The sequence below is a fragment of the Modicisalibacter luteus DSM 23508 genome (assembly GCF_000378505.1).
GTDB lineage: Bacteria > Pseudomonadota > Gammaproteobacteria > Pseudomonadales > Halomonadaceae > Modicisalibacter > Modicisalibacter luteus.
Genome location: NZ_KB899991.1, coordinates 61,484 through 78,491 on the forward strand (window position 1 = coordinate 61,484; position 17,008 = coordinate 78,491).

At 55.9% G+C, this 17,008-nt stretch carries 20 protein-coding genes and 1 pseudogene; 10 read left to right on the forward strand and 11 right to left on the reverse strand.

Annotated features, from left to right (window positions below):
• Positions 1 to 15: 15 nt before the first annotated feature.
• Together F568_RS25575 and F568_RS0104955 are read left to right on the forward strand one after the other, a co-directional pair.
• Positions 16 to 357, forward strand: coding sequence for a type 2 periplasmic-binding domain-containing protein (locus F568_RS25575; protein WP_229804086.1), 342 nt, complete (start codon positions 16 to 18; stop codon positions 355 to 357).
• A 302-nt stretch (positions 358 to 659) separates the two neighbouring features.
• On the forward strand, positions 660 to 1,166 hold the full coding sequence (locus tag F568_RS0104955; protein WP_019017602.1) for a GNAT family N-acetyltransferase: 507 nt from the start codon (positions 660 to 662) through the stop codon (positions 1,164 to 1,166).
• Positions 1,167 to 1,258: 92 nt separating this feature from the next.
• On the opposite strand, the gene trpA is transcribed toward F568_RS0104955, so the two are convergent.
• The gene (gene trpA, locus F568_RS0104960; protein WP_019017603.1) at positions 1,259 to 2,086 is read right to left on the reverse strand and encodes a tryptophan synthase subunit alpha; all 828 of its coding nucleotides are present in this window, start codon (positions 2,084 to 2,086) and stop codon (positions 1,259 to 1,261) included.
• 20 nt (positions 2,087 to 2,106) lie between these two features.
• Complete coding sequence (gene trpB / locus F568_RS0104965; RefSeq protein WP_019017604.1) at positions 2,107 to 3,312, reverse strand: tryptophan synthase subunit beta; 1,206 nt, start codon at positions 3,310 to 3,312, stop codon at positions 2,107 to 2,109.
• A gap of 112 nt (positions 3,313 to 3,424) precedes the next feature.
• On the opposite strand from trpB, the gene F568_RS0104970 reads away from it, so the two are divergent.
• Positions 3,425 to 4,333 (forward strand): LysR family transcriptional regulator, encoded by a 909-nt coding sequence (locus tag F568_RS0104970; RefSeq protein ID WP_019017605.1) that lies wholly within the window; start codon positions 3,425 to 3,427, stop codon positions 4,331 to 4,333.
• A 92-nt stretch (positions 4,334 to 4,425) separates the two neighbouring features.
• Here F568_RS0104970 and F568_RS26295 read toward each other — a convergent pair whose 3' ends face one another.
• Positions 4,426 to 4,848, reverse strand: a complete 423-nt coding sequence (locus F568_RS26295) for a DUF4440 domain-containing protein (protein WP_156817353.1) — start codon at positions 4,846 to 4,848, stop codon at positions 4,426 to 4,428.
• On the reverse strand, positions 4,793 to 6,226 hold the full coding sequence (locus F568_RS0104975; RefSeq protein WP_019017606.1) for an aminotransferase-like domain-containing protein: 1,434 nt from the start codon (positions 6,224 to 6,226) through the stop codon (positions 4,793 to 4,795). The genes F568_RS26295 and F568_RS0104975 overlap by 56 nt, the downstream gene beginning before the upstream one ends.
• A 144-nt stretch (positions 6,227 to 6,370) precedes the next feature.
• Between F568_RS0104975 and F568_RS22205 the strand changes: the two genes are divergently transcribed.
• From F568_RS22205 to F568_RS0104990, 3 genes and pseudogenes are all read left to right on the forward strand, one after another.
• On the forward strand, positions 6,371 to 7,525 hold the full coding sequence (locus F568_RS22205) for an MFS transporter (protein ID WP_019017607.1): 1,155 nt from the start codon (positions 6,371 to 6,373) through the stop codon (positions 7,523 to 7,525).
• Between the two features lie 73 nt (positions 7,526 to 7,598).
• Positions 7,599 to 8,164: pseudogene (locus tag F568_RS22210) on the forward strand (LysE family translocator).
• A gap of 222 nt (positions 8,165 to 8,386) precedes the next feature.
• Complete coding sequence (locus F568_RS0104990) at positions 8,387 to 9,226, forward strand: AraC family transcriptional regulator (RefSeq protein ID WP_019017610.1); 840 nt, start codon at positions 8,387 to 8,389, stop codon at positions 9,224 to 9,226.
• Here F568_RS0104990 and F568_RS0104995 read toward each other — a convergent pair.
• The 4 genes from F568_RS0104995 to F568_RS26200 all read right to left on the reverse strand — a co-directional run bounded on the left by F568_RS0104995 (position 9,206) and on the right by F568_RS26200 (position 12,024).
• The gene (locus F568_RS0104995; RefSeq protein WP_019017611.1) at positions 9,206 to 9,799 is read right to left on the reverse strand and encodes a LysE family translocator; all 594 of its coding nucleotides are present in this window, start codon (positions 9,797 to 9,799) and stop codon (positions 9,206 to 9,208) included. The two genes, F568_RS0104990 and F568_RS0104995, sit on opposite strands and share 21 nt — an antisense overlap.
• Positions 9,800 to 9,896: 97 nt before the next feature.
• Positions 9,897 to 10,790 (reverse strand): alpha/beta fold hydrolase, encoded by an 894-nt coding sequence (locus F568_RS0105000; protein ID WP_019017612.1) that lies wholly within the window; start codon positions 10,788 to 10,790, stop codon positions 9,897 to 9,899.
• Between the two features lie 260 nt (positions 10,791 to 11,050).
• Positions 11,051 to 11,686 carry a LysE family translocator gene (locus F568_RS0105005; protein WP_019017613.1) on the reverse strand — a complete coding sequence of 212 codons (636 nt, stop codon included), beginning with the start codon at positions 11,684 to 11,686 and terminating at the stop codon, positions 11,051 to 11,053.
• An 86-nt stretch (positions 11,687 to 11,772) separates the two neighbouring features.
• Complete coding sequence (locus tag F568_RS26200) at positions 11,773 to 12,024, reverse strand: GNAT family N-acetyltransferase (RefSeq protein WP_308428027.1); 252 nt, start codon at positions 12,022 to 12,024, stop codon at positions 11,773 to 11,775.
• 358 nt (positions 12,025 to 12,382) lie between these two features.
• Here F568_RS26200 and F568_RS0105015 point away from each other — a divergent pair, with 358 nt between their 5' ends.
• A complete protein-coding gene (locus F568_RS0105015; protein ID WP_229804128.1) occupies positions 12,383 to 12,712 on the forward strand; it encodes a DUF952 domain-containing protein in 330 nt (109 codons plus the stop codon).
• A gap of 167 nt (positions 12,713 to 12,879) precedes the next feature.
• On the opposite strand, the gene F568_RS0105020 is transcribed toward F568_RS0105015, so the two are convergent.
• Positions 12,880 to 13,509 (reverse strand): LysE family translocator, encoded by a 630-nt coding sequence (locus tag F568_RS0105020; RefSeq protein WP_019017616.1) that lies wholly within the window; start codon positions 13,507 to 13,509, stop codon positions 12,880 to 12,882.
• 365 nt (positions 13,510 to 13,874) lie between these two features.
• Here F568_RS0105020 and F568_RS0105025 point away from each other — a divergent pair, with 365 nt between their 5' ends.
• Complete coding sequence (locus F568_RS0105025; protein ID WP_229804129.1) at positions 13,875 to 14,075, forward strand: HPP family protein; 201 nt, start codon at positions 13,875 to 13,877, stop codon at positions 14,073 to 14,075.
• An 18-nt stretch (positions 14,076 to 14,093) separates the two neighbouring features.
• On the opposite strand, the gene F568_RS0105030 is transcribed toward F568_RS0105025, so the two are convergent.
• Together F568_RS0105030 and F568_RS0105035 are read right to left on the reverse strand one after the other, a co-directional pair.
• A complete protein-coding gene (locus F568_RS0105030; protein WP_019017617.1) occupies positions 14,094 to 14,720 on the reverse strand; it encodes an NAD(P)H-dependent oxidoreductase in 627 nt (208 codons plus the stop codon).
• Positions 14,721 to 14,796: 76 nt separating this feature from the next.
• Positions 14,797 to 15,720, reverse strand: a complete 924-nt coding sequence (locus F568_RS0105035) for a DMT family transporter (RefSeq protein ID WP_019017618.1) — start codon at positions 15,718 to 15,720, stop codon at positions 14,797 to 14,799.
• A gap of 98 nt (positions 15,721 to 15,818) precedes the next feature.
• Here F568_RS0105035 and F568_RS0105040 point away from each other — a divergent pair, with 98 nt between their 5' ends.
• Positions 15,819 to 16,310, forward strand: a complete 492-nt coding sequence (locus F568_RS0105040) for a MarR family winged helix-turn-helix transcriptional regulator (RefSeq protein WP_019017619.1) — start codon at positions 15,819 to 15,821, stop codon at positions 16,308 to 16,310.
• Between the two features lie 94 nt (positions 16,311 to 16,404).
• Entirely contained in the window at positions 16,405 to 16,830 is a 426-nt protein-coding gene (locus tag F568_RS22215) for a GNAT family N-acetyltransferase (RefSeq protein ID WP_019017620.1), read from the forward strand.
• Positions 16,831 to 17,008: the final 178 nt, after the last annotated feature.

Genomic DNA, 17,008 nt, shown 5'->3' on the forward strand with positions numbered 1-17,008 from the left:
AGTACAGGGTCGCTGATGATGTGGCCTTCTGACAGCCCGAGCAACTTCGCGGCGGTGGTAAGATTCAGCGTGCTGTTCCTGATCTCGAGCGGCTGTGCCGTGGTGAAGCAAGCCAGGTCCTGCTCAAAGGTTACCTGTAGAAAACCGACCCCGGACTCCAGCGTAAGGGGTGAGCTGTTGCTGTCGTCCTGCGGAGTCTCGGCCGGCCGCATCTTCGAGTTCGGATCCCTGGATGCCATGCTGGGCTGTGTTGCGGCAGGCATGAACTATGCGCTCCTGCCACAGGCCACGGTGGATGCGCGCGCGCAAGCATCGCTTCGGCGTACACAGCATGGCGTTACCGATGCCCCTGGCTAACGTCGATACTTACCTGACGACGCTACCCTCCCCAACGTGGTCGCCGACGCTGGCTCGTTTTGTAGAGGTACTCTATCAGGTTACGGGACAGCCCCGACTCAACGGATGAGGGGTATTAATGTAGGCCCACCGCCACGCCAAGGCGTTATACTGATAACCTCCGCCCAGTCCAGTCCAGTCCAGTCCAGCATTTCCCTGCGCGATGGCTTCGAGCAGGTGTTCTCTCAGTATACTAGCAGAGAGCAAAGGCTGTTGGATGCCCGCCTTGAGGCTAGCAGTAACCCTATCTAAGGATACAGCTCATGAGCATTCAACAGTACACAACCTATTATCTTGAGATGCTCAGAGTGGAACAGCTCAGGGCGAAGCCGATACCGGAAGCATTGAATATCGCTGAGTGTCGTCTCCCCCAACATCAATTTAATCGTTTCCTTTACGAGCTAGTTGGCAGCGACTGGGAGTGGGGCGATTTGGATGATTGGACGGACTCGCAGTGGCAAGCGCTAGTAGCTGGTGATGATCATCGTACATGGGTGGCGTACTATCAGGGGGCTATTGCGGGATATTATGAGTTGTATCGCCCCGATGGCCACAGCACTGAGATCCGTTATTTCGGGTTGGCGCCAGGATTTATTGGCCTGGGCTTCGGTGGGCCGTTGCTGAGCCATGCTATTAACTCCGCCTGGGCGTGGGCCGGTACGAAGCGGGTATGGGTACATACCTGCACCTTCGATCACCCCAGCGCCCTGCGCAATTACCAGGCACGTGGACTGAAAATCTACAAGGAAGAGGTCAGTAGGATCGAATGAATTGGGGGGATAACAGAAAAATTCTGCCCTATGACGTCTTGCCATAATGACCGAAGAGGCTGTGCTCAATATCCTCAAGGCTAGCTGTCACTTCATGCTGAGCCTGCTCGCGCCTGGAACATACCCTCAGCCAACTCGCGTACCAGATTATGTGCCGATACAATGGCAACCTGCGGAGTCACAGCGTATTCAATACAGTCTACCAGTGCTGAGCCAACCACGACGGCATCACTGAAATGGCCAATCTCGGCTGCCTGCTCAGCATTGCGTATGCCGAAGCCGACCGCAATCGGAAGGTGAGTATGCTCGCGTAGTTTACCTATCGCCTGCTCGGTACTTTCTGGATTTGGCATATTGCAACCGGTAACACCAGTCACCAAGACGCAATAGATAAAGCCCGAGGCATTGCCAAGTAGCTTGGGAAGTCGATTGGCGTCGGTAGTCGGCGTGGCGAGGCGCATGAAATCAAGACCGTGTTCTGTCGCTGGCAGGCACGACTCGTCGTCATGCTCGGGCGGCAGATCGATCACGATAAGACCATCAACGCTGGCGCGGGCGGCATCGCTTAGGAAGCGCTCGGCGCCGTAGCGATAGATGGGGTTGTAATAGCCCATCAGCACGATTGGCGTTTCCGTGTTCTGTTGGCGGAAGGTGCGCACCATCTCAAGCGTTCGGGCCTGAGTCTGCCCGCTTTCCAAGGCGCGTAGCGCCGCCTTCTGGATTGCCGGGCCGTCGGCCACTGGATCGCTGAAGGGTATGCCGAACTCGATCACGTCGGCACCTGCCGCCGGCAAGCCTTTGAGGATTTCTAGCGAGGTCTCGAAGCCAGGATCACCGGCGGTAACATAGGTCACCAGCGCCGGGCGATTTTCCGCCTTGAGCGCGGCAAAACATCTATCGAGGCGAGAAGCATTGTTCATAGAGGGCTCCTGGGCAACGTTTATTGGGATTTTTCCCCGAGATAGTCGGCTACGCTGACCATGTCCTTGTCGCCACGGCCACTCAGACTGACTACCATCAAGTGATCGTGCGGGAGCGTTGGCGCCCGCTTCGCGACTTCGGCCAGGGCATGAGCCGATTCGAGCGCAGGAATAATGCCCTCCTGGCGACAGCAGACCTGAAACGCCTCAAGTGCCTCGTCATCAGTGACTGAGACATAATCGACGCGCCCCTGCTCGTGCAGCCAGGCATGTTCCGGGCCGATACCGGGATAATCGAGTCCGGCGGAGATCGAATGGGCATCGCTAATCTGGCCATCTCCATCCTGCAGCAGGTAAGTGCGATTGCCATGCAGTACGCCGGGCACCCCGCCATTGAGGCTCGCCGCATGCTTGCCAGTCTCGACCCCCTTACCGCCAGCTTCGACACCGATCATTTCAACCATGTCATCGTCGAGAAACGGATGGAACAGTCCCATTGCGTTTGAGCCGCCGCCGATGCAGGCAATCAGCGAATCGGGCAAGCGTCCTTCTTTCTCGAAGATCTGCATGCGGGCCTCGCGCCCGATTACCGCCTGGAAGTCGCGTACCATCGCCGGGTAGGGGTGCGGCCCGGCCACGGTGCCAATGATATAAAAGGTGTCATCCACGTTAGTTACCCAGTCGCGCAGCGCCTCGTTCATCGCATCCTTGAGCGTGCCGGTGCCTGTCGTGACCGGGATTACGTCGGCGCCAAGCAACTTCATACGGAACACATTGGGCTGCTGACGTTCGATGTCAGTTGTGCCCATGTAAACCACGCACGACATACCAAAGCGAGCCGCTACAGTGGCAGTGGCCACGCCGTGCATGCCGGCACCGGTTTCGGCAATGATGCGCGTCTTGCCCATTCGCTTGGCGAGCAGAATCTGGCCGATGCAGTTGTTGATCTTGTGTGCGCCGGTGTGGTTGAGCTCCTCGCGCTTGAGGTAAAGTTTTGCCCCGCCGAAGTGCTCTGTAAGCCGCTCGGCGAAATATAGTGGGCTGGGGCGGCCAACGTAGTCGCGCTGGAAATAGGCGAGAAGACGCTGGAAGTCGGCATCTTCCCGAGCTGTATCGTATTCGGCCTGGAGCTCAAGAATCAGTGGCATCAGCGTCTCGGCAACGAAGCGACCGCCGAAGCGGCCAAACAGGCCATTGGCGTCGAGATGCATCGAATACTGGGGCATGGATTACCTCGCGGGGCTTGTAAAGCAATACAGTCGCCACGAAGTTAGCGCAGGCAGGAGAGACGAAAAATCGATAAGATTGCAGTCATATGTGAGCTAGAGTCACTGATCGATGCAACATGCCATGCCTCCTCTCAGTGCCCTGCGTGCCTTCGAGGCTACTGCGCGGCTGGGCAGCGTCACTGCCGCAGCGCATGAACTCAGCGTTACTCACGGCGCGGTCAGCCGCCAGCTTCGCAGCCTTGATGAACATTTCGGCGTGGCGCTGTTTGCGAAAGCCGGGCGGGGCCTAGAACTCACCAATCAAGGCGAACAACTACAGCGCGACGTCGGAGAGGCATTCGCTCGCTTACGTGATAGCTGTACACAGCTTAAGCGTGACGTCGAGGATGCGCCGTTTACCTTGGCCTGCCCGGGTAGCCTACTGGCCCGCTGGTTAATTCCCCGCCTTGATCGCCTCCACAGTGAACTGCCTGAAATCAACCTGCAGGTCGTTGTTAGCGAAAACGAACATGCTTTTAAACGCTCCGACGTCAGCGCGATCCTGGCTTTTTCCGCACCGCCATGGCCGGCTGATGTGGAGGTGATAGAGCTTATCGCTGAACAGATTTGTGCAGTGGCCAGCCCTCGGCTAGCCGAGCAGGCCGATCCTGAGCACCCAGAGACGTTATTTTCCTCCAAATTGCTGTACACCACCTCGCGCCCTCAGGCCTGGCCGCAGTGGGCAAATGCACATGCACTCGATACGGCGCTTCTTGATCAAGCCTTGGACGCGGGGCAGGGCTTCGAACATCTTTATTATCTGATGGAAGCAGCCATGGCGGGGTTGGGCGTGGCGATCGTGCCCAAGCTGATCGCCGAGGATGATTTGCGTAGTGGACGGCTTATTGCTCCGTGGGGGGATATCGAGACATCCGCCCGGCTATGCTTGTGGCTACCGCGTCATGTTACCCAGCGGCGCAGCGTTCAGCTTGCCGAGTGGCTCAAGCGTGAACTGGATGACACGCTGCTTTCGCGGTAAATGCCTAGCATTTATTGCGCGCGTTCGCGTATTTTTGTTGTCGTTCTGCACTTGGTACCGTTCGAGCTCGTGCTTTAGCCCTGCAAATCATGTCATGAGTTCTCTAGGGTCGGCTCGGTGGGTGTGCCTTGATGAAATATGAGTTGCCAATTCGTGGCCGCCTGAAGCCAAGTGGATGATCTCAGAGCATGATTGAACAATGTTCCTGCTTCCGATACACAGGCTGTCGCGTAAGTAATTATGGCAATTTCTCCGTCAGCATAGACGAGCCGATAGGCTTCCGAGTGAATCGTGGGCAGTCTGTTTGCCTGTTCGAAGGCGACCAGGACGTCCTCTTTCTGCAGATAGACGCCCGATCGACTCACTTCTTCGAACTCAGCATGTAAAAGACACTCCAACTTGGTCGGCGACTTGCGGACTAATGGGAGTGAAGTGACTTTTCCAACGCCGTTAGGTGAGTTAACAGTGCCTCTGAGAACTCCATGGTGACTCCTTGGATGCATGCAAAGGGTCATCAACGAAGCGAACCGCTCGATGATCCTGCAGATAGGCCACGTTTATGCGCAGCCAGGGGGAATCGTCTTCCTGTGGCACGAAGAGATGCCCCGGTGACAGGCTGATTCCGGAGCGCTTAGCTTGGGTGACGAGCTGGCTGGATGACTCGTGCTCCGGGTGACGCACCCACAGGAACATGCCCCCGGCCGGCTCGACGAAGACCTCCCAGCCTGCACCTTTGACCAGATTCAGTGCCGAAGCCATCTGTCCGGAGAGTCTGGTTCTTAGCCGCTCGACCAGCTTACGGTAGGCACCGTTCTGAAGCATTAGGGTGACGACTTGTTCAGCGAAGCGGGAAGTAGAGATACTGGTCAGCATCTTGATGTCGACCAACTCCTTTATCAGCCGCGGTTCGGCAGCAATGAACCCCACACGCAGCGAGCTGGTCAACGACTTCGAGAAGCTTCCCAGGTAGATAACTCGGCGCAGCCCGTCGAGGGCCGCCAGCCGGATGGTGGGATCATGCTGAAAATCCGCATAGATATCATCCTCGACGATTCGGAAATCATGTGTCTCGGCGAGTTGAAGGATGCGGTGGGCTACCGTGGGGAACAGTGTCGTGCCGGTGGGGTTCTGAAAGACACTGTTAGTAAAAAACAGCTTGGGCCGGTGCGTCTTAAGCAGCTGCTCCATCTGCTCGGTATCGGGCCCCCCAGTCATGCGTGGCACGCCAACAACATGCACCTGCTGTAGGCGCAGCAGGCCGAACAGATTGTAGTACCCGGGCGATTCCACGAAGACCGTGTCACCGGGCTTGAGCATGAGCCGGACGAGAAGATCCAGAGCGTGGCTACCGCTCCCGGTGAGCAGGATTTGGCTATCGGGCACCTCTATGCCCAGCAGGCGCAGCCGCTCCTGCAGTAATGAGCGAAGCTCGGGCGTGCCCATGGGTGTGCTGTACTCGAAGAGCCCTGAGCTGTGTTGGCGGGTCACCTGACGAATCGCATAGGCGAGATCATCTCCCTCGCGCCAATGGTTGGGTAGCCATCCACAACCGAGCTTCAGATCCTCCTCGCTAGCCTGAAACAGAGCCCACATGTCATGGGTGAACTCTTCGAGGTTGGCGGCCTCGCCAGGCTGTTTGCCGAGTGTAGTCGACACGTTGGCTGTGACATAAAAGCCCGAGCCTGGCCTGGAACGGACCAATCCCTGAGCCACTAGCCGCTCATAGGCCTCGATGGCCACATTACGGCTAATTCCAAGGTCGCTCGAAAGACGGCGTATCGAGGGGAGGCGGCTCCCGCCACCCGCGCCATGTTTCACGATCCAGTCGCGGATACCGTCAGCCACCTGTCCTGCCAAAGGTATGCGCGAGCCTTGGTCCAGAGATAGCTTCACTGCAGTTGCTCCTTGGCATTGGCTCACTGTTCTTGAATTTCCAGAAACAGTGCAAGAATTTTTCAGGCCAAGTGTACCTTACGTCCGTTTCGGTTGGGTGCGAGGGTAAGTCACTTCGCGTATCGCTCGGGTGGCTTGAATCGCATGAACATTCTTCGTCTCGCATTCGCACTGTGTATGATCACGACGGCAGTGAACCTGCAGGCACCGCTCTATGCTGCCCTGGCAGCGGTAGGCGGGTTGGGGGTAGGGGCTAGCACGTTGGCTTTTGCCAGTTACGTGGTGGGTGTGTTGCCGGTGTTGCTCGTGTTGAGTGGATTGTCCGATCGGCTTGGGCGGCGTCCGTTGATTCTGGCGGCACTTAGCCTGGCACTGGGGGCAACGGCGCTAACGTTGTTGTTCCCCGGGCTTGTCACCTTGGGTATTGCCCGTTTCCTCATGGGGATAGGAACGGCGCTGGCCTCGGCGGTGGCACCGGCATACATGCTCGAGCTTTACCGAGGCCAGGATGCTCGCGTACCGGCTACCTGGGTGACAGCCAGTACATCCTTGGGCTTCGGTCTCGGGGCGGCGGTCACCAGTCTGTTCGTATTGCAGTCGCCTAGCCTGACCCCGCCGAGCTTATGGCTCTACCTTGGAGTGGGAGGCATGGCATTAGCGCTAGTGGCTACCTTGCGGGATGCAGCACCACGCCAGCCAGCATCCTCCATGCTCCGCTTGCCAGCTTACCATCCGGGTACCATTCCTTTTGGGCTGGCCATTCTGCTGGCTTGGGCAACGGTGGGAGTGGTGATTGCGATTTTACCTTCGGTACTTGCCACCCATGGCCTATCGGCATGGTCCGGCTTTGCCACGTTCGGTATCTGCAGTTGCGGTGTATTGTTTCAGCCATGGGCTCGCAGGCTATCGTCTCGCACTGCGGTCCAATTGGGTCTGGTCATCCTCCCGCTGGCCTATGCGATGATCGCCTGGGGAGCACTGCAAGGGAGCCTGGTGGCCGTGATGCTGGGCACTGTGGCAGCCAGCAGCGCCTGTTACGGTTTCGTTTATCTGGGCGGGCTCAGCGGTGTCATGGCGCTAGCGGGTCTCGAGGAAAACGTCAGGGCGAGTGCCGGCTTCTTCCTCATGGCCTATCTCGGTTTCAGTCTGCCCGTTGTCATCACCGGGGTTCTTGTAGATGTGGTGGGGCAGGAGCTTGCGCTGGCCTGTTTCGGCATTGCGCTGACTATCGGCTCGGTGGGTGTGGGGGTGTGCCTTCAATATCGCAGGGGGAAGCTGGAGGAGGATATAACAATTTAAATCCAACAGACTCGTAAGTTAACTCATGCAGGATACGATGCGCTAAAGTGAAGTAATCTAAAGGGGTTTCATCATGTCGCTTGAGCTCTGGCTATCGTTTGTCTTGGCCTCGTTCCTGATCATTGCTTCTCCAGGCCCCGCTGTCGCGCTACTAGTTGCCACTGGTATTAACCAAGGACGCAAGGCTGCCTTGGCCATGCTGCCAGGTTTCTTTCTTGGTGATTTGGTTGCCATGTCTCTTTCCTTTGCGGGTGTCGGGGCACTGCTCATGGCCTCGGCTGAGCTGTTTAGCGTGGTTAAATGGTTAGGCGCAGTCTACTTGGTTTATTTGGTGTCAGGATGTGGCGTGAAGCTGGACAGCTGAATGACTTGGAGGCGTCTGATACGAGGCTTCATGTAAGTGCAGCTAAGGCTTTTCTCGTGACGGTTCTCAACCCAAAGAGCATTCTTTTTCTTCATGGCGTTCATGCCCCAGTTTGTGGTGCTGGATCAGCCTTTACTGCCACAGTTGATAATCCTCTTCTCAACTTTCCTATGTGTTGGTGTCGTAACGGATCTGGGCTACACCATGCTCTCTACTACCGGGGGCCAACTGATGACAGTCAAGTTCCGCCGTATCTTGTATCGGTGTGGCGCTAGCAGTTTGGTGGGGGCTGGCATATTGATGGCTGTAATGCGTCGCCCGGTTACTTAATCGAACGCTGGTCCGCGTTTCGGATGGGAGCGTGTAGCCGAACTGGATACCAACAGTTATAACAAATCCTTGGGAACCTAGCAGGATGACTGATTACAAGCTTTGACAGCTGCGTACAAAGCGGATCAGGCAAGGAAGAGGGCAAAAGTAATGGTAAGGGCTAGACCATGAACACCGAAAGCAAGCCTCTATTTTGGCGAAACGGCCGTCTTCCTCATGTGGAGTTGCGTAAGGTCGGGGATGGTCGTCAGGTCTGCTATGCCCCTCATAGCCACACCCAGTGGTCGATAGGCGCTATTACAGGGGGCGAAAGCACGTTTCAGTATCGGAATGATCATTATCGGGTACGTGCTGGCGACCTCGTGCTAATGAATCCGGAGTGGGTTCATGCCTGCAACCCTGTCGACGATATGCCGTGGGCCTACCTGATGTTGTATGTGGATACAGGCTGGCTCACGAATTTGCGGTTCCGCGCAGGATTACTGGAAGGACCCCAGTGGCAGGACATCGCTACGGCTACGGTATCTGACCCGCTCTGGTACGAACGCTATTGCCACATGGCGGACTGCCTTCTCGATCCGCAGCGTGAACTGCTGGAAAAGCAAACAGAGGTCGTGGAATTTCTGTCGGATCTGATGCATGCGCTTGCCAGCCAGCCGGTAGTGGAAGAGCTAAACGCACCGGAGGCTCTGAAGGCGCTGGCTGCCTATCTGGATGACAACATCGCTGAAGACGTTTCCCTGGACACGCTTTGCGTAATTTCTGGGTACAGTGCAGGGCACCTGATTCGCGCGTTCAGGCAATATTTTGGACTTACGCCCCATGCCTATGTAGTGAACCGGCGGGTACAGTTCGGTCGTCAGGAGCTGAAAAACGGCAGTTCAATTGCAGATGCGGCCCTTGATGCAGGTTTTGCAGACCAGCCCCACTTTCAGCGTACGTTCAAACGGCTGATGGCGGTGACGCCAAACCAGTACCGGCACCCCTCATCCGACCAAGAGATATAGGCAGCTGGCGCCGAGTAGGAGGGCCAGAACCCGGTTTACGGTAACCAGTATTATTGGTCGCTGGACATATCTGCGAAGGAACGCACCGGCGTATACCCAGCAGGCCAGCGACAGCCAGCAGATTGGCAAATAGATCGTTGCGAACAGCAGTACCTGCTGCAGGTCATTTGCGCTAGTGTACGCGCCGATGCCAGAAGCCGAGGCCAGCCAGGCCTTGGGGTTGAGCCACTGCATTAGCGCTCCTGTCCCGAACCCGGGTGCTTTTTCGGGACTGTTCACTGGCAAATGACCACTGTCCATGGCCAGTTTCAGGCTTAAGTAAAGTAGAAAGGCTACACCTGCCCATCTCAACAGTTCTTCGAATACCGGCACCATGCTCAGTAGCGAATAAAGCCCCAATCCCACGGAAATGAACAGAGCGATGAAGCCTAGTGTGGCTCCGGTAACAAAGATCAGCCCGCGGGAAACCGGGTAGTAGGTGCCGTTGCTCAGGCATACGAGGTTAACCGGCCCAGGAGATATGGAAGCCGCCAGGGCAAAGGCAGACATGGGCAGAATCAGGGAAAGGCTCATTGGGGTATTCTCGATTCAGGTTACAGCGGAGTCTGACCTGAACGTAGGTTCTGGTATTGAACAAAATTGAGGTTGTCAGCAGCATTCAAGCAGAAACTTAGCTATGGCTATCCTTGGTCAGGAAATCAATCATCCTTCTTCCGATCTCATCAGGCTGCTCTTCAGGCATGTAATGGCCGCAATTTCGAACAATGCCGCCTTCGATATGGCTTGCTAAAGGTTTCATGGCTTCGAAGATGTCAGGGGACATCCCTGCATCGCCGCCCAGTGCAAGGATCGGAGTATCCAATTTCTTCGTAGCTAAAGATTCGTTTTGCTCAATATCTTCTAATACGGCTCGGTAATATCCCAACGCTCCACGCAAATTCCCAGGCTGTTTATAAACGCGCTCATACTCATCGATATCGGCCTGTGAGAAGGTGCCTGCGGGATTATAGGTTTTCATGCGGAAAAACCACTCGATATAACTTCGCTCCCGGCCGGTAATCAAAGCTTCAGGAAGGTCTGCTACCTGATGAAAGAAAAAATGCCATGCTTTCCAGTTGTGAGGGCCAACCTCGATAGAGGATTTTAGCGTTACGCCCGGTATGTTGGCGTCTAGCATCACAAGCCGGCCCACCTCATCGGCAAAGCGCGCAACAAAGGGATAGGCCACCCACGAGCCGATATCGTGCGAGCCGATATGATAACACTTGAAACCAAGGGCTTTTGTTAACGCATGGATGCGATCGCCCGTTGTTCGTGTATCGTATCCATCTATTGGCTTGTCAGAATCGCCCTGTCCAGGCAGGTCAATCGCAACGACATGAAAATGATCGCAGAGTAGAGGCATGATACGGCGCCATGCATACCAGCTTTGCGGGAAACCGGCCATCAGCAGGACAGGGAAACCTTGTCCCCCTGATACTGTGTGAAAGCGGATGCCGTCTGCCTCTACCATTGAGTGGGTGAAACGTTTGCCGTCTAGCTCAATGTTGCCATGTGCAGGCATCGCGCATCTCCTATATTAGCCGTAGCTAGCGCACTGATTTGACTTGACTACTTTCCATTAGATGCCCGGCGGTTAGTGGCCAGTGCGGGGCTTGGGAACCCTATCATACTTCTTGGCTAGGCTGGCCTAGCCTAGTTCCAGACTGAACTCGGCGCCTATCAGGCTGTTTGACTCGGCATTTCCTCGTGCTTTCTCACAAGGTGAGCTTGGTGAGAATCGAATATCTGGCTGAGCTGCTGCAGGAGCTGGCCTATCGGTAATCATCTATCGCTTAACTCTAAACGAATGCCCAGCGCAACGAGAATTGTCCCTAGGATTCTCTCCATCCATAGCCCGACACGCTGATGCCCTTTAAGGGCATTGGTCAGCTTCGCGCCCAAATAAACTAGCGGCGGCTCAACGAGGGCAGCCACGGCAATGATTAAGCAACCATGCAAAAACAGTTGCGCACTGATGGGGCCGGCACCCTCGACCGTAAATTGAGGAAGAAAGGCCAGGAAGAAAAGGGCTACCTTTGGATTGAGCGCTGCAACAAGAAGCCCTTGCCGGAAGGTGGCCCATGAGCCCGCTTCCGGTGAGCTTTCTTCCGTAGAGAAAGCGCTCTTTGTAGTCACTAATGCCCTAAGGCCCAGCCAGACAAGATAGGCGGCTCCTAGCCATTTGACCACGGAGAAAGCCAGGGCAGAGGTGGCCAGAATGGCCGAAAGTCCAAGTGCGGCCAACAGGACATGTAAGAAGGCGCCGCCCCAAATGCCGAACATGGCTACTGTGCCGTTTTTTATTCCACCTCGTGCCGCTTGGGCTAGAATAAACGCCATGTCTGGGCCGGGAGAGAGGTTGAGCAGCACCGCCGCAGAAAAGAACGTGACCCAATGAGCGAGTGTGTAATCAAACATAGTGTATTCCTACTGGCAGTGGTCACCCAAACCGGGGAGGGTTTGTTTGAATAACAGCTTCATCCCCTCATGCGTGGCTTGGAAGCCTAGCGATTCATAAAGCGGATCGCATCAGGCCGGGCCTTATCAGAGGTTAACTGTACCATGTAGTACCCACGATCTAGGGCTTGGTCGATTGCCCACCGGAAAAACTGACGACCGACTCCGCCCGAACGGTAGTCCCGATGTATCCTGACCCCTTCGATAAGAGCCAGCCAACTTTTTTGATCGGTTAAATAGGGATATAGGTGAGCTGCAGCACGCCTATGACTCGGTGACCATGCTCTGCAACGTACAATGCATTGTTTGGGTCTGTGTCAATGGCTTCAAACGCATCATGGTAGGTGTTTTTGAGAGGCGTGAGGTGTCCTCACGTGTCGAGCCTAATGGATCATCCGCTAACTGCACGATGGTCTCCAGATCCTGGCGGGTGGCGTTCCTGAAGCTGATGCTATTCATCATTTCGCTATCCCTTGGGTTTTCATCTTTCTTCCTCATAGCCTGGCTGAAACCTACTGATCAATCTTGCCACCTGCCTTGTCTCGATCTGTTTACATTAAACTGTAATCACATGGCCTGGTCTGGCATGATTTGGTTGCGAATGTTGAAAGCTTAATTCAAGGAGAACCAGTGGAGCAGTTATATCGCGTCATCACCATGGCTAATTGGCAGGAGGCCCAGCGTTTGGGTTACGTTCCTCGCTGTGGAAACGATAACAAGGAGAACGGGATACATCTGAATCTACCGGAGGCAGTCGAGTACACTGCAAGCCGTTATTTTACAGAAGAAGAAGGCCCGTTGGTCTTGGTCATTGATGCCGCTAGTTTCTCGGAGACCCTTGAATGGCGTGATCCCACCGTAACGGAACCATGGCAGAGGCCACTAGCCAAGATTGATAATCTCCCGCTCAGTACCGTAATCGAGACCAACCGGTTGGTTCCCACAGTCGGTAATGGCGCAAGGTTCGAATGGGTCAGAGATCAGTAACTAATCGAGAGAGAGGCGGGCAGCTGATTGTGACGGCGCAACGTGGCGAACTGCAGGCTGGCAGGGGCACCCAACACATAGGCTTGCTGGCTGTGTCAGAAGCACGGTTCCTAAGACATTCTGTCACAGGCAGTCTTCCTCTATAGCAGCGCTGCGCCCAGATAGCGCTAGCGATTCGAGGCTATCAAGGAACCGCCAGCAACCATGAACAGGCTTCCGGTGGCTCGGTTGAATAGCTTGACCCGGCCCGGACTCTGAAACCAGCGGCTGACGCCCGATCCAAGCCCCGCGTAGATCGACATCAAGGTGGTATCGACGACTAGCCAAGTCAGCGCAAGGATGACGAACTGCAGCAACTGAGGTTCGCTTACGTCAATGAAGTTGGGGAAAAGCGCTGCGAAGAACAAAAGATCCTTGGGATTGCTGATTCCCACTATGAAGCCTCGGCTGAACAGCGTGCCAATGGGGGCTCTGTAATCGTCTGCTCTGGCGCTGGACTGTGTCGCTACGGCAGTCGTTTCCAGCCAGGCTTTCACTCCCAGATAGACCAGGTAGGCTCCGCCTAGCATCTTCAGGACGTAAAACGCTGTCTCTGAAGCGGCAAGAATCGCCCCCAGCCCCAACGACGAGATTGTCATGAGCACCAGCGAGGCCAAAACACCGCCAAGGACGGTAGCCATCGCGCGTTGCCGGCCAAATTTGAGTCCATGACTGGTACACAGCAAGGCCACCGGTCCCGGGAAAATAATCAAGGCAAAGATAACGCCGACATAAGCCAGCCAGGTCAATCCGTCCAAGGAATAGCTCCCTAAATTCTTGTTCCGATAGCCTAGGGTAATTAGCAATGCAGCATCATTACTTTAAATCCAAGGCGCATTCAAACGAATCGCGTCAGTTTTACTTTGCTGAGCCGAGCTATGCCCAAGCCGCATTATCTTGACGCGCCAACGGTGTTGCCTCAAGTCCTAACAGGCGAGTCAGCGCGGCCCAAGCGGCGTCCACGTTGGGCATCGCATGCAGGAAATCCTAGATTAACGTTCGGCCCCCAGGCTTTATGACTCGCAGAATTGCCAAGTAGGCCGTCAGCTGCGGTCCGTATCCCTCGGCGCTGTGTACGGGGCCGCTCGCCATGGGGGGTGATGTCGGCGTGGCTATCGCGTTGATGCAATTCCTTCGCGTGGTTCATTCCCTGGCTGGCGCGAACCCCTTGGTTGTGATCATGACGGGGATCAGGGATGCGCATTTTTTGCTTACGCCGGTGCTTAGCGGTTCCCTGATTCTCGTAACGTTAATCACAATAGCTTGGGCAAGGCTAAGCAGTGGCCAGTGTATTGGCGATAGCCTGGCGTCGTGGCAAGGCTGACGTCAGCCAGCCTTGTGCCTAACGTAAGTAAGTCTCCCTGGGCCAACGAACTTTCTTGAGTGAGGCCATGCGGTCATTCTCGATGTCCCGGTAGCCAAGCACCATAATGACGGTGCTGCGCAAGCCTTTACGTTCGAGGCCGAGCACCTCATCCAAGGCTTGCGGATCGAACCCTTCCATCGGAGTCGCGTCGACCTGTTCAGTCGCTGCCGCGACTAGTGCCGTACCGAGGGCGATATATGCCTGCTTGGCTGCCCACTGTAGACGGGCTTCCTGAGTGGGGTGCTGGCTGATGGCGGCCTTGATTGCATCTCGATACCCGTCGAGAGAATCCATGGGCAGTTCGCGCTGGTCAGCTACATGAGCGATGAAGTCGTCGACTTGCCCGGCATGGATCTCGTTCCAGGTAGCAAAGACCAACAGGTGAGACCCTTCGGTTATCTGAGGTTGGGGAGCCGCCACTTCACGAATCCTCTCGCGCAAGGCTGGGTCCGCCACGACTACCACCGAGTAGGGTTGCAGGCCGAACGAGGAAGGTGCCAGGCGAGCGGCCTCCAGAATCACGTCGAGCTTCTCCTGCGGAACGGTTTGTCCGTTCATCCGTTTTGTAGCGTAGCGCCATTGAAGTGCATCTAGAATCGACATGCTGTGGACCTCATTGATGGGATGGTGGTATCGGGACGATATTGTGGTACTGAAAGTACTGGTTCGTGGCGTTGTGTTATGTCGCTGCGCCCTGGCCCCCGCGATGAAAGAGAGCTGTGCCAACGACGATAAGCGTTGCAGCCCAGCCAAGGTGACTCGGCAAGCTCTCACCCAAGCCCAGCACGGCGATGATGGTGCCGATCAAGGCCGCGACTGTGCCGATCTGGCTCAAATAGACAGGGCCGGCCAGCTTTTGGAGCATGAAGTAGAAGAGATACAGCACGGTAAAAACGCCGGTTTCCATAGCGAGCAGCCGGATAACCGCCGCGGATGAGAGCAACCCTGCGGCTTGCTCTGCCTCAAAGAAAAGTACGAACGGCAACAATGATGCGGCGGCGCCGAACATCATTAAAGCAGCGAGGAAGACCGGAGCGGCGTCAGTGGGCCAGCGCAAGGTACGATACAGGTTGCCTGTTGCTATGATGACCGGCATCGCCAATACGATGGCGGCCCACCCCCAGCTACTCTGCGTTCCGCTGGCCTTGTCCAGGCCGACTAGTACGCCACCGGCCAGGCCCAGTAGCACCCCGGATAGGCGGGCCAAGCGTAACGGCTCCAGCTTCAGCATGACAGCCAAAAACCAGGTCACCAAAATCGGGAATGCAAAACTCAGCGAGACGAACCCCGCGCCGACATGCCGGACAGCCAGGAATCCCATGGCGTTGGGGAGGGCAAAAAGCATGCCCGAAATGGCAGCATACTCGAGCGTTCGGCGCGTCAGTGGTGTTGGCTGCCGCTGACACCGTGCCGCTCCCAGCAGCAGGCAGCCAGCTCCCAGCATGGCTACGACCAGAAAGGTGAGGCGTGGCGCCCCGGCTGCGTCTGCCAGCTTCGCGACCACGAAGGACAGCGCCAAGAGAGTGCCGACCAGTAGCAGGCAGCCCAAGGCCTGCCAGTTGCTTCGACTAGCCGTCTTGCTGGGGAATGCGGTACACGCCATGATCGGCTCTTTGGATATCCAACACGAAGAATCTTAGCGTAAAGTATCTTTGTGGTAAGGTAAATACGCCTTGGTAGAAAGCTAAAATAGGAGAAGCAATGGATACTGTCGGGAGGGCTATCGAGCAGTGGGAGCGGGAAATGTCCGAACTGAACTTGCTGGCGATGGCTTTAGTTGGCCGCCTCAAGGTGACGTCCCGTCTAGTGCAGCGGGACTTCCTGGAGCCTTTCTTCAAGAAACATGGGCTGCAGGCTGGCGAGTTTGATGTCCTTGCCACCCTACGTCGTTCTGGTGCGCCTTATGCTCTCGGGCCAACCCAACTGTATGAAGCGCTGCTGATCACCTCCGGAGGAATGACTAATCGGCTCGACCGGCTCGAGAAGGCAGGTCTGATAGCTCGGACACCTAACCCCGACGACAGGCGCGGCACGCTCGTTTCGCTCACAGACCAGGGGCTCGAGATCATCAACCGTATCGTTCCCTTGCATGTGGAGAATGAAACACAGGCAATGGCGGGGCTCTCCCGGAATGAGCAGGAAACCCTGAACCGCCTGTTGGGTAAATTGATCGCCGGGCTTGAGGCGCCCTAGTTTTCATGTGTCATTAAGGGGCTCGCTACGCGAACAACAGTCTGCCATTTGAAGAAGGATCAGCGAATGAGCGAGTACAGTTACGAGGCTGCCAATGGAGTTACTAGCGTTTCATAAACTGGAAGATGATCGGTTTGCCGAGCGATTGATCGTTGGCAACATGCAGGCAGACTATGCGCGCCACGCCATGCAGTGGGATTCAGAGAAGTTCAAAAGGAGCTGGTCGGAAACCAGCAATTATGCCCTCCTGAAGGGCGAACAGACCGTAGGTCTGGTGAGGCTGAGGGTTCAGGCAGGGTTGTGTTACCTAATCGACTTGCAGGTCATGGAGACTTGCCAAGGCCAGGGCATCGGATCAAAGGCGTTGGACGAGGTACGCCACATGGCAAGAAATGCAGGGTGTTTAGCGCTTCGTTTGAAAGTGTTTGCAGATAGCGATGCGGTGCCGTTATACGCTCGGAAGGGTTTTCGCGTAGCCAAGCAGGAGGGAGCGCTGCTTTTCATGGAAGCGAGACTGTAAGTTTGGCCAGTTAAGAAACGAGCCGTTCATACCCTGACATAGAGTACCGACCATGCACATTCGGTACGCAGTGATATCGGACATCTGGGTGATTGCTGAGGTTCATGTCCGTTCGTGGCAACATGCTTATCGGGGGCTGCTTGATTAGTATGGGAAAAGGCGTAAGCCACCCGCATGC

What these genes read in the sequence shown, in the direction of transcription:
- F568_RS25575 (WP_229804086.1), top strand. Translation starts at nt 16, where the DNA reads ATGATGTGGCCTTCTGACAGCCCGAGCAACTTCGCGGCGGTGGTAAGA.
- F568_RS0104955 (WP_019017602.1), top strand. Translation starts at nt 660, where the DNA reads ATGAGCATTCAACAGTACACAACCTATTATCTTGAGATGCTCAGAGTG.
- trpA (WP_019017603.1), bottom strand. Translation starts at nt 2,086, where the DNA reads ATGAACAATGCTTCTCGCCTCGATAGATGTTTTGCCGCGCTCAAGGCG.
- trpB (WP_019017604.1), bottom strand. Translation starts at nt 3,312, where the DNA reads ATGCCCCAGTATTCGATGCATCTCGACGCCAATGGCCTGTTTGGCCGC.
- F568_RS0104970 (WP_019017605.1), top strand. Translation starts at nt 3,425, where the DNA reads ATGCAACATGCCATGCCTCCTCTCAGTGCCCTGCGTGCCTTCGAGGCT.
- F568_RS26295 (WP_156817353.1), bottom strand. Translation starts at nt 4,848, where the DNA reads ATGACCCTTTGCATGCATCCAAGGAGTCACCATGGAGTTCTCAGAGGC.
- F568_RS22205 (WP_019017607.1), top strand. Translation starts at nt 6,371, where the DNA reads ATGAACATTCTTCGTCTCGCATTCGCACTGTGTATGATCACGACGGCA.
- F568_RS0104990 (WP_019017610.1), top strand. Translation starts at nt 8,387, where the DNA reads ATGAACACCGAAAGCAAGCCTCTATTTTGGCGAAACGGCCGTCTTCCT.
- F568_RS0104995 (WP_019017611.1), bottom strand. Translation starts at nt 9,799, where the DNA reads ATGAGCCTTTCCCTGATTCTGCCCATGTCTGCCTTTGCCCTGGCGGCT.
- F568_RS0105000 (WP_019017612.1), bottom strand. Translation starts at nt 10,790, where the DNA reads ATGCCTGCACATGGCAACATTGAGCTAGACGGCAAACGTTTCACCCAC.
- F568_RS0105005 (WP_019017613.1), bottom strand. Translation starts at nt 11,686, where the DNA reads ATGTTTGATTACACACTCGCTCATTGGGTCACGTTCTTTTCTGCGGCG.
- F568_RS0105015 (WP_229804128.1), top strand. Translation starts at nt 12,383, where the DNA reads ATGGCTAATTGGCAGGAGGCCCAGCGTTTGGGTTACGTTCCTCGCTGT.
- F568_RS0105025 (WP_229804129.1), top strand. Translation starts at nt 13,875, where the DNA reads ATGCAATTCCTTCGCGTGGTTCATTCCCTGGCTGGCGCGAACCCCTTG.
- F568_RS0105030 (WP_019017617.1), bottom strand. Translation starts at nt 14,720, where the DNA reads ATGTCGATTCTAGATGCACTTCAATGGCGCTACGCTACAAAACGGATG.
- F568_RS0105035 (WP_019017618.1), bottom strand. Translation starts at nt 15,720, where the DNA reads ATGGCGTGTACCGCATTCCCCAGCAAGACGGCTAGTCGAAGCAACTGG.
- F568_RS0105040 (WP_019017619.1), top strand. Translation starts at nt 15,819, where the DNA reads ATGGATACTGTCGGGAGGGCTATCGAGCAGTGGGAGCGGGAAATGTCC.
- F568_RS22215 (WP_019017620.1), top strand. Translation starts at nt 16,405, where the DNA reads ATGGAGTTACTAGCGTTTCATAAACTGGAAGATGATCGGTTTGCCGAG.